We start from the raw sequence: 14,472 nt of genomic DNA, 5'->3' as shown, positions 1-14,472 counted from the left end.
ATGGAAGAAATGGGGATTCGAGCCCCAAAAAAGAGGCGAAGGACGGGGCTATTGAGCAATATTGAGAAAAAAACGAACTTTAAAATATAGAAGCTTCATAATGTTCGTATTTTGTTGACAGTGGAAGAACGATTGTTTAAACTAGAGAAGGCTTGGGACGAAAGGCTGTCCCTTTTAGTGAAAGTTCAAAAAGTTTGGTTTTCAGTACCGAGAAGATTGAAGGCAACTAGAAACTGAGTAGCGGAGCGTAGCAGAGCTACGTGAGCAACGGAAGGTTCGGTTGCATTCAATATTCGATGTCGAGTAATCTTCAGGGAATACTTCGTAATGGAAAGCGGACTTTTTGAACAACCTATTAACTCGTATATTTTCGGGATTGGCCCGAATGTTTCTACCTGGAAACCTTAATTTCTGGACTACGAGCTAGATGAATCGGACATTCGGCAAGTTCATAGGAACGATAGACGGAACATTGACGCAACGCCCTTGCCAAAGGGGCTGCATGACAGGTTGCTCCCGCATGGGGCAGCCTTATGCTGTCTTTAGGCTGGTGGATTGCGCGGTCCTGCCCGGATTCATCGAAAAAGAACGATATCGCCCTCCATGGCGGACGTTCTCGGCTATGGTCCTGCGGCAGATCGGCAACCGATCTCTCTGGGGCTTTTTTCTATTTCCTGGAACCAATGTATTCTATAAGTGCGAGTTACAACCTCTATTAAAAAAGGAAAGTGGGTTTGGACCAATGTCTGCTAAGGTAGGCGTCATCATGGGCAGTAAGTCGGATTGGGACACAATGAAATTGGCTTGCGACATCCTGGAGGAGCTCGAAATTCCGTACGAGAAGAAGGTCGTGTCAGCGCACCGCACACCGGATTTGATGTTCGAATACGCGGAAAGCGCCTCGGAGCGCGGCCTTAAGGTCATTATCGCGGGAGCGGGGGGCGCCGCGCATCTGCCCGGCATGGTCGCCGCGAAGACGACTTTGCCGGTTATTGGCGTTCCCGTCAAATCCTCGAATCTGAGCGGCCTCGACTCGCTGCTCTCCATCGTGCAGATGCCGGGCGGCATCCCGGTGGCGACGGTCGCGATCGGCAACGCCGGAGGCACGAACGCCGGTTTGCTGGCAGCCCAGATACTGGGAGCGTTCGAGCCCGACATCGCGGCACGCGTGCAAGCCAGGCGCGACCGCGTGAAGCAGGAAGTGCTGGAAAGCAGCGAGACGTTATGACGCGCGCAACGACTGGATCGGATGGCGCCAAGACGATTCTGCCTGGCGGCACGATCGGGATTTTAGGCGGCGGACAGCTCGGACGAATGCTTGCTAATGCAGGCAGCGCAATGGGCTACCGGTTCGTCGCTCTAGATCCGACGCCGGATTCTCCGATGGGACAAGTATCCCGGCAAATCGTGGCGGCGTACGACGATATGGATGCGGCTTTGGCGCTTGCGGAAGCGTCGGACGTCATCACTTACGAATTCGAGAACGTTGATGCAGACGTCGCCGCAAAGCTGATGGAGCGGTCCTATGTGCCGCAAGGCAGCGAGCTGCTGTACACGACGCAGCATCGTCTCCGCGAGAAACGGGCGATCGAAGCGGCTGGCGTCCGCGTGGCGCCGTATCGCGAGATCGCAAGCGAGGATACTCTGCGGGATGCGGTTGCCGCATTTGGAACCCCTTGCGTGCTCAAAACGGCGACCGGGGGCTACGACGGCAAGGGACAATGGGTCATTCGCAGCGAGGATGAAATTCCGGAAGCCTACGAGACGTTATCCCGCGCGGGTACTCAGCTTGTGCTGGAGCAGTTCATCAGGTTCAAACAAGAAATATCGGTCATTGCGGCAAGAAGCTCCAAAGGGGAAATAAAAGCGTTCCCTCCTGCGGAAAATATTCATGTCGATAATATATTGCATCTGTCTATCGTGCCGGCTCGCGTCGGCGAAGACGTGATTGCGGAAGCAGAGCGGCTAGCTGTACGGATCGCGGAAGGGCTGAACGTCGTCGGACTCATCGCGGTGGAACTGTTCGTGACGGAGGACGGCGGGCTGTACGTCAACGAGCTCGCGCCGCGTCCGCATAACAGCGGACATTACACGATGGAGGCTTGTCGCACGTCGCAGTTCGAACAGCATGTCCGCGCCATCTGCGGCCTGCCGTTGGGCGATACGTCGCTGATGAGCTCCGTCGTCATGGTCAACGTGCTGGGGCAGCATGTGGAGCCGCTGCTGGAAAGGCTGGCGGAAGGCGACGATGCGGCGACTCATGCCGGCATTGCTCCGAAGGTGCATTTGTACGGGAAAAAGGACGCCGTATTCAAGCGGAAGATGGGTCATGTGAACGTGCTGGCCCCTAACGTGGAGGCGGCATTGCAATGGATAGAAGAAACTACGATTTGGAAGGTGTGATGCCATCATGTTAGAACGTTATAGCAGACCCGAGATGAGAGCCATCTGGACGGAAGAGAATAAATTCAAAGCTTGGCTGGAGGTTGAACTGTGCGCATGCGAGGCTTGGTCCGAGCTTGGCATTATTCCACAGGAAGACGTTAAAGCGCTGCGAGCTTCGGCCAGCTTCGACATCGACCGGATTTACGAGATCGAGCAGGAGACTCGCCACGACGTGATCGCGTTCACCCGGGCCGTATCCGAGACGGTAGGACCGGAGCGCAAGTGGGTGCATTACGGCCTGACTTCCACGGACGTCGTCGATACGGCGATGGGCTACTTGCTCCGTCAAGCTAACGAAATCCTGCTTAAGGATATCGAAAGATTTATCGGCATTCTTCGCGAGAAAGCCATTCAGTACAAGGACACTCCGATGATGGGGCGCACGCACGGCGTACACGCCGAGCCGACGACGTTCGGTCTCAAGATGGCGCTGTGGTACGAAGAGATGAAGCGCAACCTGGAGCGCTTCCAGCACGCGGCGCACAACGTTCAATTCGGCAAAATGTCCGGCGCCGTCGGCACGTACGCGAACATCGATCCGTTCGTTGAGCAATTCGTCTGCGACAAGCTCGGCATCACGGCCGCTCCGATCTCCACGCAGACGCTGCAGCGAGACCGTCACGCCGAGTATGTAGGCGTTCTGGCTCTGATCGCGACGTCGATGGACAAGTTCGCCACGGAAATCCGCGCGCTTCAGAAGAGCGAATTCCGCGAGGTGGAGGAGCCGTTTGCCAAAGGCCAGAAGGGCTCGTCGGCGATGCCGCACAAACGCAACCCGATCGGCTGCGAGAACATGTCCGGCCTGTCCCGCGTCATTCGCGGCCATATGCTGACTGCATTCGAGAACGTGCCGCTCTGGCATGAGCGGGACATCAGCCACTCTTCGGCGGAGCGCGTCATCCTGCCTGATTCGACGATGCTGCTTAACTATATGCTTAACAGACTGGGCAACATTATTCAGAACCTGACGGTGTTCCCGGAAAATATGAAACGCAACATGAGCGCGACCTACGGCGTTCCGTTCTCCGGCCGCGTCATGACGAAGCTGATCGACAAAGGTTTCAGCCGCGAGCAAGCGTACGACACGGTGCAGCCGCGTGCGATGCAGGCTTGGGAAGAGCAGCGCCAATTCCGCTCCATCGTGGAAGAAACGACGGAAATTACGACGGTGCTGTCTTCCGAGGAGATCGACGACTGCTTCAACCCTGCTTGGCATCTCAAGCATGTGGATACGATTTTCGCAAGACTAGGCTTGAACTAGGCGGGGACGAGGGGATGAATGGAATGAGCGCAAGCGCAAGACCGCAGGCATTATCAACGGCCGTCGATTACGTTAAGGCACCGCTGGTCTACAAGGGCAAGGTGCGGGAGCTGTACGATCTCGGGGAGCACTTCCTGATCGTCGTGACCGACCGGATCTCGGCGTTCGATTACGTGCTGGACCCGGCTGTTCCCGATAAGGGCAATGTGCTGAATCGGCTGTCGGCTTTCTGGTTCGAGGTAACGAAGGAGCTGCAGGAAAATCATGTGGTGCATACCGACGTGGCGTTGCTGGGCGATATCGTGACGGAGCCGGAGCTGCTTAAGAACCGCATCATGGTGACCCGCAAAGCCGAACGCATCGATATCGAATGCGTCGTGCGCGGCTACATTACGGGCGGCGGCTGGAGACAGTATACGAGCACGGGCGAGATCAACGGCATCAAGCTGCCGGAGGGCATGCGGAAGAACGAACATTTTGCTGAACCGATCTTTACGCCGGCCGCCAAAAATGACGTCGGCCATGACGAAGACGTCCCGTTCGAGCGGATGGCGGAGCTGGTAGGCGAAGCTCTAGCCGAGGAGCTGCGTGACCGCAGCCTGACTCTGTATCGCTTCGCGCATGACTATTGCCAGGAGCGCGGCATCATTCTCGCGGACTGCAAGTTCGAATTCGGCCTGATCGACGGCAAGGTCATCCTGATCGACGAAATTTTCACGCCGGACTCGTCGCGCTTCTGGTCGGAAGGCAGCTACGCCTACGACGTGGAGATCGATAGCATGGACAAGGAGCCGGTCCGAACTTACCTGCTGGGCTCGGACTGGGACCGCGACAGCATGCCGGATCCGCTGCCGGAGGTTGTCGTTGCGGCCACGACGGCGCGCTACCGCGAGATTTACCGTCGCTTGACGGGGCAGGAGCTGTCGTAGGAAGCGGACATAGAAGCACCAAACGAGCATCATACAGTAACTGCATCAACTATCCAACAAGCATGTTCAACGAATTACCATTATAAACACACATTCAGGAGGCTATTATGAAGGCAACCGTCTACGTTACGATTAAGGAAAACGTTTTGGATCCGCAAGGAACGGCCGTACAAGGCGCGCTCCATTCCATGGGGTTCGCGGAAGTTGGCAAAGTGCGAATCGGCAAATATCTCGAGGTGGAGCTTGACACAAACGATCGCGCGGAAGCGGAAGCCCGCCTGAAAGTGATGTGCGAGAAGCTGCTCGCGAACACAGTGGTCGAAGACTACCGCTTCGAGCTGGAGGGTTAAGATCATGAAATTTGCGGTTCTCGTATTTCCTGGCTCCAACTGCGACATCGATTGCTACAAGGCAGTTGAAGCGATCGGCGAGCAGGTCGACTACGTCTGGCACACCGCTACGGACCTGTCCGGCTACGACGCTATCCTCGTGCCAGGCGGCTTCTCCTACGGCGATTACTTGCGCTGCGGCGCTATCGCGCAATTCGCGAACGTCATGAACGAAGTGAAGAAAGCGGCAGACGAAGGCAAATATATTCTTGGCATCTGCAACGGCTTCCAGATTCTGACGGAAGCAAATCTCCTCCCTGGCGCGCTTATCCGCAACACGGGCCTGAAATTCCGTTGCCATGGTACGCCTCTTGAAGTGGTGAACAGCAATACGGCTTTCACGAATCAATATTCGCAAGGCGAAATTATCGATATTCCGATCGCTCACGGCGAAGGCAACTACTTCTGCGACGAAGAAACGCTGGCCGAGCTCAAAGCGAATAATCAAATCGTATTCCGTTATGCGGGCGAAACAAATCCAAACGGCTCCGTCGACAATATCGCGGGCATTAGCAACAAAGCGGGCAACGTCGTCGGCATGATGCCGCATCCGGAGCGCGCGGTAAGCCAGATTCTGGGCTCGGAAGACGGACTGAGAATGTTTACATCGATTTTGAATGCATGGAGGGAACAACATGGCGCAGCAATTAACAGCTAAGGAGCCGACTGCGGAGCAAATCGCGGATCAGCGCATTTACACGCAATTCGGCGTTACGGATAACGAATACGAACTGATTTGCGGATTCCTGGGCCGCAAGCCCAACTACACGGAGATCGGCGTATTCAGCGTCATGTGGTCGGAGCATTGCTCTTACAAGAACTCCAAGCCTATTCTGAAAAAATTCCCGATCACCGGACCTCGCGTCCTGATGGGGCCGGGCGAAGGCGCGGGCATCGTCGACATCGGCGACAACCAGGCAGTCGTGTTTAAGATCGAATCCCATAACCATCCGTCCGCTGTCGAGCCTTACCAGGGCGCGGCGACGGGTGTCGGCGGCATTCTTCGCGATATTTTCTCGATGGGCGCGCGTCCTGTAGCCATACTAAACAGCTTGCGCTTTGGCAACTTGAACAATGAGCGCGTTAAATACTTGTTCGAAAATGTCGTCAGCGGCATCGCCGGCTACGGCAACTGTATCGGCGTTCCAACGGTTGGCGGCGAAGTGATGTTCGACGAAAGCTACGAAGGCAATCCGCTCGTCAACGCCATGTGCGTCGGGCTGATCGATCATGACAAAATCCAGCGCGGCGTCGCCAAAGGCGTAGGAAACCCTGTTTTCTACGTTGGGCCGGCAACGGGACGCGATGGTATTCATGGCGCGACATTCGCATCCGTCGAGCTCTCCGAGGAGTCCGAAGAGAAACGTACGGCGGTCCAAGTCGGCGATCCGTTTATGGAAAAGCTGGTTATGGAAGCAACGCTCGAGCTGATCAACTCCGGCATCGTTCTGGGCATTCAGGATATGGGAGCGGCCGGCCTTACTTGCTCCAGCGCGGAGATGGCTTCCAAGGCAGGCAACGGTCTTGAGCTGTATCTCGACGAGGTGCCGCAGCGCGAGACGGGCATGACGCCTTACGAGATGATGTTGTCCGAGTCGCAAGAGCGTATGCTCTTTGTTGTCGAGCCTCGGCATGAGGCGCAAGCGAAGGAAATTTTCGATCGTTGGGGCATTATTTGCGCAAAAGTGGGCAAAGTGACGGATGACGGACGTCTTCGGTTGTTCCACCAAGGAGAAGAAGTAGCCGACATGCCGGTCAAAGCGCTCGTCGACGAGTGTCCGGTGTACAACAAACCGTCCAGCGAGCCTGCTTCGTTCCGCGAGAGCGCAGCGATCGACACGGCTGCTTTTGACGAAATTACGGATCTGAACGGCACCCTCGAGAAAGTTCTGGCTTCCCCGACGGTTGCGAGCAAAGAGTGGGTATATAACCAATATGACTACATGGTTCGTACGGCTACGGCCGTGCGCCCGGGCTCCGATGCAGCGGTTGTTCTCGTTGACGGTACGCGCAAAGCGCTGGCGATGACGACGGACTGCAACGGACGTTACGTGCATCTGGACCCCGAGATGGGCGGACGGATCGCGGTCGCGGAAGCGGCCCGCAACATCGTATGCTCCGGCGCGGAGCCGCTGGCAATTACGGACAACCTTAACTTCGGCAACCCGGAGAAGCCGGAAATCTTCTGGCAGCTTGAGAAATCGGCGGATGGCATGTCCGAAGCTTGCGTGAAGCTGGATACGCCGGTCATCGGCGGCAACGTCAGCTTGTACAACGAGAATGCCAAAGGCGCGATCTACCCGACGCCGGTCATCGGCATGGTCGGCCTGGTGCATGACGTCGACCATATCATGACGCAAGGCTTCAAGTCCGAAGGCGACGTCATCGTGCTCCTCGGCGACACGAAAGCGGAGTTTGGCGGCAGCGAGCTGCAATACGTGCTGAGCGGCGCTCCTGCGGGACGTCCTCCGGTCATCGATCTCGACGTGGAGAAGCAAGTTCAAGATGCCGTCCTGGGCGCTATTCAGCAAGGGCTCGTCGCTTCGGCGCACGACTTGTCGGAAGGCGGCATCGCGGTAGCGCTGGCGGAGTCCTGTATCAGCGGCGGCGTTGGCGCGGAAGTATCGCTGACCAGCGACCTTCGTCCGGACCACCTGCTGTTCAGCGAATCGCAATCCCGCATTCTGCTGTCGGCGAAGCCGGAGCAGGCGGACGCATTGACAGCTCTTTTGAGCGAGCAAGGCGTTCAATTTGCGGTCATCGGGAAAGTATCGGGCAGCAGCCTCACCATTAACGTCAATGGCAAATCCGGCATCGCAGCGCCGGTACAACAACTGGAGAAGGTTTGGAAGGATGCGATTCCATGTCTCATGAAGTAATCGACCGTTCTGCGCAAGCGAGCGCCGTGCCTAATCGCACGGCTCTCGGCGGCCAGGTACGCGACGGTGCAACATTAGATGGCCAGGTGCTTTGGACCGGCGATCATTACAATGAGGGTATTGGCCGGGACGATATTTTTGACAAGTTGCGCGAGGAGTGCGGAGTCTTTGGCGTGTTCGGTCATCCCGACGCCGCAGGACTATCTTATTACGGCCTCCATGCGCTGCAGCATCGCGGAGAAGAGAGCTCCGGAATTTGTACGGTTGATACGGACAATGGCAATGCGTTTAACTACCATCGCGGCATGGGGTTAGTCAAGGAAGTGTTCGACAAGGACAAGCTGGACATGCTGAAGGGCGATCGCTCTATCGGCCATGTCCGCTACTCCACATCGGGCTCGAGCCAACTCGGGAACGCGCAGCCGCTTATTTTCAGATACCGTGATGGTGACCTAGGCGTTGCGACAAACGGCAATATTGTGAACGCGCCCGAGATTAGACACGAGCTCGAGATGAGCGGCTCCATCTTTCAGACATCCAGCGACACGGAAGTGATCGCGCACTTGATCGCCCGTTCCTCGAAGGACTTCGAGACGGCGGCCAAGGAAGCGTTGCAGCGTATCGTCGGCGGCTTTGCTTTCCTCATCATGACGAATGAGAAGATGATCGTCGCTTCCGATCCCAACGGACTCCGTCCGCTGGCGATGGCGCGTCTGGGCGATGCGTACGTATTCTCTTCCGAGACTTGCGCGTTCGAGACAATCGGCGCGGAGTACGTTCGCGACGTTCAGCCGGGAGAGCTCCTAGTGTTGGATGCGAACGGCATACGCACGGATCGTTACGCGAAGATCGAACGCAGAGCGACTTGCGCAATGGAATATATTTATTTTGCGAGACCGGACAGCGACATTAACGGCATCAATATCCACTCCGCGCGCAAACGGATGGGACGTCAGCTGGCTACCGAGGCGTTCGTCGACGCGGATGTCGTAACCGGCGTACCGGACTCCAGTATTTCGGCAGCGATCGGATTCGCGGAGCAGACGGGCATTCCGTACGAGCTGGGGCTTATCAAAAACAAGTATACGGGCCGGACGTTCATCCAGCCTTCGCAGGAATTGCGCGAGAAGGGCGTCAAAATGAAGTTGTCCGCGGTTCGCAAGGTCGTCGAAGGTAAACGCGTCGTCATGATCGACGACTCCATCGTGCGCGGCACAACGTCGCGCCGGATCGTCAACTTGCTGCGAGAAGCGGGAGCTACGGAGGTGCACGTGCGAATTACGTCGCCGCCGTTCAAGAACCCTTGCTACTACGGCATCGACACGCCGGATCGCAAGGAGCTCATCGCTTCGTACCGCACAGTCGAAGAAATCCGTCAGGAAATCAATGCGGACTCCTTATCCTTCCTGAGCGATGACGGATTCGTCGACTCCGTGGGCGGCAACGACGGTGCGTACAACCGCGGCATGTGCCTCGCCTGCTTCGACAACGATTACCCGACTCCGGTTAATGAGGAGTCGGACAAAAGCTGCAGCTGCTAGGACAGCCGCGTCAGCGCTCCGTGCGACAGAGTGGCGGCTTCGCGGAGCGAATAAGTCGGCGAGACCGACTTAATCTCGCGCAAAGCGGCTGCACGGAGCAAATAAGTCGGCGTAGTCGACTTATTTGCAAGACGAAAGTTAGTCTGCCAAACCTGCGAGTTTGCTCACTTGAGTTGTATTTTGCGGGATAAGATACTTTTCTGAGAACGAAATAAGGAGTGGAACCTTTTGTCAGAAGCATATAAAAAGGCTGGAGTCGACATCGCCGCGGGCAACGAAGCGGTCGAACGGATGAAAAAACACGTGAAGCGCACTTACCGTCCGGAGGTTCTGGCGGAGCTGGGCGGCTTCGGCGGCCTGTTCGGACTGGACAAGGACAAATACGAGGAGCCCGTGCTCGTATCCGGAACGGACGGCGTCGGCACGAAGCTGAAGCTGGCGTTCGCAATGGACAAGCATGACACGATCGGAATAGATGCAGTAGCGATGTGCGTGAACGATATTATCGTGCAAGGCGCAGAGCCGCTCTTCTTCCTCGACTATCTGGCATGCGGCAAAGTTGTTCCCGAGAAGATCGAAGCGATTGTCAAAGGGATCTCCGAAGGCTGCGTCCAATCCGGCTGCGCGCTGATCGGCGGCGAGACTGCAGAGATGCCTGGCATGTACTCCGAAGAAGAATACGACATCGCCGGTTTCACGGTCGGCATCGTCGACAAGAAAAAAATGATCGACGGCTCCACGATCGCACCTGGCGATGCGGTGCTTGGCTTCGCTTCCAGCGGCATCCACAGCAACGGCTTCTCGCTCGTTCGCCGTCTGCTGCTCGAAGAAGCCGGTTACTCGCTGGATCAGAAGCTGGACGAGCTGGACGGCGCCAAGCTGGGCGACGTGCTGCTTGAGCCGACTCGGATCTACGTGAAGCAAGCCCTTAAGCTGATCGAGGAAGTGCAAGTGAAAGGCATGGCGCACATTACGGGCGGCGGTTTCATCGAGAACATCCCGCGCGTGCTGCCTGACGGCGTGAACGTAGACATCGCTTATGGCTCGTGGCCGATCCTGCCGATCTTCGGCTTGATGCAAGACAAGGGCGCGATCTCGAACCGCGACATGTTCACGACGTTCAACATGGGCATCGGTCTGGTTATCGTTGTGCCAGCCGACCAAGCAGAGAAGGCGATTAAAATCTCCGAAGAGCTTGGCGAGAAGGCTTACCGAATCGGCACGGTTACGGAAGGCAACCGCGTCGTAACGTTCACGGGAGCGGAAGTATAATGGCGCCGCTTCGCATTGCGGTATTCGCTTCGGGACAAGGGACGAACTTCCAGGCGATTGCGGATGCGGTGCGGGAGGGGAAGCTCGATGTGACCATCGAGCTTCTTGTTTGTGACAAGCCGTCTGCGCCGGTCGTCGAACGGGCGAGCCGGGCAGGCGTAGACGCCTTCGTATTCAAACCCAAGGATTACCCGAACCGCGAAGCTTACGAAACGGAAATCGTCGCCGAACTCACGAAGCGCGGCGTGGATCTCATCGTGCTTGCCGGCTACATGCGCATTCTCACTCCTACAATCGTCGAGCCTTATTATGGCCGGATGATCAACGTGCATCCGTCGCTGCTGCCGGCATTCCCCGGCGTAAATGCAATGGGGCAGGCGCTGGACTACGGCGTAAAGGTGACCGGCGTTACGGTACACTATGTCGACGGCGGTCTCGACAGCGGACCGATTATCGCGCAAGAAGTTGTCCCTGTCGGCGACGGAGAAGGCATCGAAACATTGTCTCCCCGTATCCAAGCCGTTGAACGCGAGCTGCTGCCAAACGTGGTCGGCGCAATCGCGGCTGGTCGAGTCAAGCTCGAGGGGCGGCATGTCACCGTATCGTAGTAGTATCATAGTTCAACGGACACAGGCGACCTTATTTGCGCGATCTGGGCAATATTAACCTTGATTACGTTCAATTAACGTTTCTCCTGTCCGTTAAAGTTAAAAACGGTAGAAAACGCGCAAATAGCTTCGCTGTTGTCCGTTAGAAATCATAACGTTATTGACTCAATCCAATCCAACCAATCCAAGGAGGACGTTAAAAGTGGCTATTCGCAGAGCGTTGATCAGCGTGTCCGACAAGACGGGCATCGTTGAGTTTTCGAGAGCACTCGCAGAGCAAGGCGTGCAAATTATTTCGACAGGGGGTACGTTCAACCTGCTTCAGAAGGAAGGCGTTCCCGTCATCGGCATCTCCGATGTAACAGGGTTCCCCGAGATTATGGACGGACGCGTGAAGACGCTGCACCCGGCCGTACACAGCGGCCTGCTGGCGGTTCGCGACAACGAAGAACATCAGAAAGCGATGAAAGATCTGGGACTCGAGTATATCGACCTGGTAGTCGTTAACTTGTATCCGTTCAAAGAAACAATCGCCAAGCCTGACGTGACCTACGAGGAGGCGATCGAAAATATCGACATCGGCGGCCCGACCATGCTTCGTTCCGCAGCCAAAAACCATGCATTCGTCACGGTTGTCGTCGACGCCGGCGACTATGCTGCCGTTGCGGAAGAGTTGAAAGAGGGCGGCGACACGACGCTAGCGACGCGCAAACGTCTGGCCGCGAAAGTATTCCGCCACACGGCGGCTTACGATGCGCTGATCTCGGACTACCTCTCCAAACAAACGGGCGAGCCGCTTCCCGAGACGTACACGGTCACTTACGAGAAGGTACAGGATCTGCGTTACGGCGAGAACCCGCACCAGAAAGCCGCTTTCTACAGCAAGCCGCTGGCGGCGACGGGCAACGTCACAACTGCCGAGCAATTGCACGGCAAGGAGTTGTCCTACAACAACATTAACGACGCGAACGCCGCGCTCTCCATCCTGAAGGAATTCGACGAGCCCGCTGTCGTTGCGGTCAAACATATGAACCCTTGCGGAGTGGGCATCGGAGCAACGATTCACGAAGCGTACCAAAAAGCGTACGAAGCCGATCCGACATCGATCTTCGGCGGCATCGTCGCGGCTAACCGCACGATCGGCGCCGATACGGCCGAGCTGCTGGGCGGCATCTTCCTGGAGATCATCATCGCGCCGGATTACACGCCTGAAGCGTTCGACATCCTCGCGAAGAAGAAAAACATCCGCCTGCTCAAACTCGGCGAGCTGACGGCTGCGGCCGAACGCAAATCCGAGTGGGTCGTCACGTCCGTAGACGGCGGCATGCTCGTTCAAGAGAGCGACGTGCACAGCATTACGGAAGCGGATCTGAAAGTCGTCACGGAGCGCCAGCCGACTCCGGAAGAACTCAAACAGCTTCTGTTCGGATGGAAGGTCGTGAAACACGTGAAGTCGAACGCGATTTTGCTCGCTAAGGACGACATGACGGTAGGCGTAGGCGCAGGCCAAATGAACCGAGTCGGCGCGGCGCGCATCGCGATCGAACAAGCAGGCGAGAAAGCTGTCGGCGCGGTACTGGCTTCCGACGCGTTTTTCCCGATGGGCGATACGGTCGAGCTTGCGGCGAAAGCCGGCATCAAGGCGATCATCCAGCCCGGCGGCTCCATCAAGGACGAAGAATCCATCGCTGCGGCGAACGCGAACGGCATAGCAATGGTGTTTACGAGCGTCCGTCACTTCAAACATTAATCCACGTTACAAGAAAAGGGGCTTGCACTCATTATGCGTATATTGGTCATTGGCAGCGGCGGACGCGAGCATACGATCTGCTGGTCGCTCAAGAAAAGCGATAAAGTGAAGGAGCTGTTCTGCGCGCCAGGAAATGCAGGCATTTCGCAAATCGCGGAATGCGTGCCGATTCCGGTATCCCAGTTCGACGAGCTGACCCGTTTCGCCAAGGAAGCGTCGATCGATCTTGTATTCGTCGGTCCCGACGATCCGCTTGCGGACGGCATCGTGGACGCGTTCGAAGCGGCGGGCATCCCTGCTTTCGGTCCGAACAAGGCGGCCGCGGAGATTGAAGGCAGCAAGATTTTTATGAAAAATCTGCTCAAAAAATACAACATCCCGACAGCCAAGTACGAGACGTTTACCGACTACGAGGCGGCCTCCGCGTACTTGCGCGAGCAGTCCACTCCTATCGTCATCAAAGCGGACGGTCTCGCTGCCGGCAAAGGCGTAACGGTGGCCTACTCCATGGAAGAGGCCGAGAAGGCTCTTCGCGAAGCGATGGTCGACAAGGTGTTCGGCGAAGCGGGCAACCAGATCGTCATCGAGGAATTCCTCGAAGGGCAAGAGATGTCGATCCTGGCGTTCGTGGACGGCGAAACCGTAAAACCTATGGTTCCGGCCCAGGATCACAAGCCGATCTTTGACGGCGACAAAGGACCGAACACGGGAGGCATGGGCACGTACACGCCGCTACCCCATATCGATTCCGCGATCATCGAGGAGTCGATCACGAACATTATCATTCCGACGGCTAAGGCAATGGTCAGCGAAGGACGTCCGTTCCGCGGCGTATTATTTGCTGGCTTGATGATCACGAAGGACGGTCCCAAGACGATCGAGTTCAACGCCCGCATGGGCGATCCCGAGACGCAGGTCGTGCTGCCGCGGCTGAAGACGGATCTCGTCGACATCGTGCTGGCTGCGATGAACGGACGTCTGGGCGATCTCGACATCGAATGGAGCGACGAAGCGGCGGTATGCGTCGTGGCGGCATCCGAAGGTTATCCGGCTTCCTATCCGAAAGGCCGCATCATTACGGGCATCGCGGAAGCGGAAGCGCAAGGCGCGCTTGTGTTCCACGCGGGTACGGCGCTCAAGGACGGCCAGTTCGTGACGAACGGCGGTCGCGTGCTCGGCATCGTCGGCCGCGGCCGCGACATCGCGGAAGCTCGCGCGCGCGCCTACGAGGCGGTTAGCGTCATCTCCTTCGAGGGGATGCAGAACCGCACGGACATCGCGGCGAAGGCTCTTCGTTAGGAGCTAGCTGCCCTACTGATCGGTTCAAAATAAAAAGACCTCAAACCCTAAGTTAGGGATTGAGGCCTTTTTGCTGTGCGGACAACAACTGCCAATCGG

12 protein-coding genes and 1 riboswitch are annotated in these 14,472 nt (G+C 56.9%); all 12 genes read left to right on the top strand.

Annotated elements, in window-relative coordinates:
• Positions 1-340 precede the first annotated feature (340 nt).
• A riboswitch (purine riboswitch) is annotated at positions 341-439 on the top strand.
• A gap of 303 nt (positions 440-742) precedes the next feature.
• The 12 genes from purE (at position 743) to purD (ending at position 14,373) form a co-directional block, all read left to right on the top strand.
• On the top strand, positions 743-1,228 hold the full coding sequence (gene purE / locus KJW29_RS19690) for a 5-(carboxyamino)imidazole ribonucleotide mutase (protein ID WP_214625839.1): 486 nt from the start codon (positions 743-745) through the stop codon (positions 1,226-1,228).
• Complete coding sequence (gene purK / locus KJW29_RS19685; protein WP_214625838.1) at positions 1,225-2,403, top strand: 5-(carboxyamino)imidazole ribonucleotide synthase; 1,179 nt, start codon at positions 1,225-1,227, stop codon at positions 2,401-2,403. Before purE ends, purK begins: the two co-directional genes overlap by 4 nt.
• A 7-nt stretch (positions 2,404-2,410) precedes the next feature.
• Positions 2,411-3,706, top strand: coding sequence for an adenylosuccinate lyase (gene purB / locus KJW29_RS19680; protein WP_214625837.1), 1,296 nt, complete (start codon positions 2,411-2,413; stop codon positions 3,704-3,706).
• A gap of 14 nt (positions 3,707-3,720) precedes the next feature.
• Positions 3,721-4,635 (top strand): phosphoribosylaminoimidazolesuccinocarboxamide synthase, encoded by a 915-nt coding sequence (locus KJW29_RS19675; protein WP_246608291.1) that lies wholly within the window; start codon positions 3,721-3,723, stop codon positions 4,633-4,635.
• A 104-nt stretch (positions 4,636-4,739) separates the two neighbouring features.
• Positions 4,740-4,985, top strand: a complete 246-nt coding sequence (gene purS, locus KJW29_RS19670) for a phosphoribosylformylglycinamidine synthase subunit PurS (RefSeq protein WP_179215887.1) — start codon at positions 4,740-4,742, stop codon at positions 4,983-4,985.
• 4 nt (positions 4,986-4,989) lie between these two features.
• A complete protein-coding gene (gene purQ / locus KJW29_RS19665) occupies positions 4,990-5,682 on the top strand; it encodes a phosphoribosylformylglycinamidine synthase subunit PurQ (RefSeq protein WP_087571428.1) in 693 nt (230 codons plus the stop codon).
• Complete coding sequence (gene purL, locus KJW29_RS19660; protein ID WP_214625836.1) at positions 5,660-7,903, top strand: phosphoribosylformylglycinamidine synthase subunit PurL; 2,244 nt, start codon at positions 5,660-5,662, stop codon at positions 7,901-7,903. The genes purQ and purL overlap by 23 nt, the downstream gene beginning before the upstream one ends.
• Positions 7,888-9,444, top strand: a complete 1,557-nt coding sequence (purF, locus tag KJW29_RS19655; protein ID WP_214625835.1) for an amidophosphoribosyltransferase — start codon at positions 7,888-7,890, stop codon at positions 9,442-9,444. Before purL ends, purF begins: the two co-directional genes overlap by 16 nt.
• Positions 9,445-9,672: 228 nt before the next feature.
• Positions 9,673-10,716, top strand: a complete 1,044-nt coding sequence (gene purM, locus KJW29_RS19650; protein WP_214625834.1) for a phosphoribosylformylglycinamidine cyclo-ligase — start codon at positions 9,673-9,675, stop codon at positions 10,714-10,716.
• Positions 10,716-11,324, top strand: a complete 609-nt coding sequence (gene purN / locus KJW29_RS19645; RefSeq protein WP_214625833.1) for a phosphoribosylglycinamide formyltransferase — start codon at positions 10,716-10,718, stop codon at positions 11,322-11,324. The genes purM and purN overlap by 1 nt, the downstream gene beginning before the upstream one ends.
• 202 nt (positions 11,325-11,526) lie before the next feature.
• The gene (gene purH / locus KJW29_RS19640; protein ID WP_214625832.1) at positions 11,527-13,074 is read left to right on the top strand and encodes a bifunctional phosphoribosylaminoimidazolecarboxamide formyltransferase/IMP cyclohydrolase; all 1,548 of its coding nucleotides are present in this window, start codon (positions 11,527-11,529) and stop codon (positions 13,072-13,074) included.
• Between the two features lie 33 nt (positions 13,075-13,107).
• Positions 13,108-14,373 (top strand): phosphoribosylamine--glycine ligase, encoded by a 1,266-nt coding sequence (purD, locus tag KJW29_RS19635; protein ID WP_214625831.1) that lies wholly within the window; start codon positions 13,108-13,110, stop codon positions 14,371-14,373.
• The last annotated feature ends 99 nt before the right edge of the window (positions 14,374-14,472 follow it).

Source organism: Paenibacillus agaridevorans, assembly GCF_018604145.1.
Lineage (GTDB): Bacteria > Bacillota > Bacilli > Paenibacillales > Paenibacillaceae > Pristimantibacillus > Pristimantibacillus agaridevorans.
Note: the sequence above shows the minus strand (reverse complement) of the source record. Positions and strands in the feature narration are given on the sequence as shown.

What these genes read in the sequence shown, in the direction of transcription:
- purQ (WP_087571428.1), top strand. Translation starts at nt 4,990, where the DNA reads ATGAAATTTGCGGTTCTCGTATTTCCTGGCTCCAACTGCGACATCGAT.
- purD (WP_214625831.1), top strand. Translation starts at nt 13,108, where the DNA reads ATGCGTATATTGGTCATTGGCAGCGGCGGACGCGAGCATACGATCTGC.
- purE (WP_214625839.1), top strand. Translation starts at nt 743, where the DNA reads ATGTCTGCTAAGGTAGGCGTCATCATGGGCAGTAAGTCGGATTGGGAC.
- purN (WP_214625833.1), top strand. Translation starts at nt 10,716, where the DNA reads ATGGCGCCGCTTCGCATTGCGGTATTCGCTTCGGGACAAGGGACGAAC.
- purB (WP_214625837.1), top strand. Translation starts at nt 2,411, where the DNA reads ATGTTAGAACGTTATAGCAGACCCGAGATGAGAGCCATCTGGACGGAA.
- purK (WP_214625838.1), top strand. Translation starts at nt 1,225, where the DNA reads ATGACGCGCGCAACGACTGGATCGGATGGCGCCAAGACGATTCTGCCT.
- purF (WP_214625835.1), top strand. Translation starts at nt 7,888, where the DNA reads ATGTCTCATGAAGTAATCGACCGTTCTGCGCAAGCGAGCGCCGTGCCT.
- purL (WP_214625836.1), top strand. Translation starts at nt 5,660, where the DNA reads ATGGCGCAGCAATTAACAGCTAAGGAGCCGACTGCGGAGCAAATCGCG.
- KJW29_RS19675 (WP_246608291.1), top strand. Translation starts at nt 3,721, where the DNA reads ATGAATGGAATGAGCGCAAGCGCAAGACCGCAGGCATTATCAACGGCC.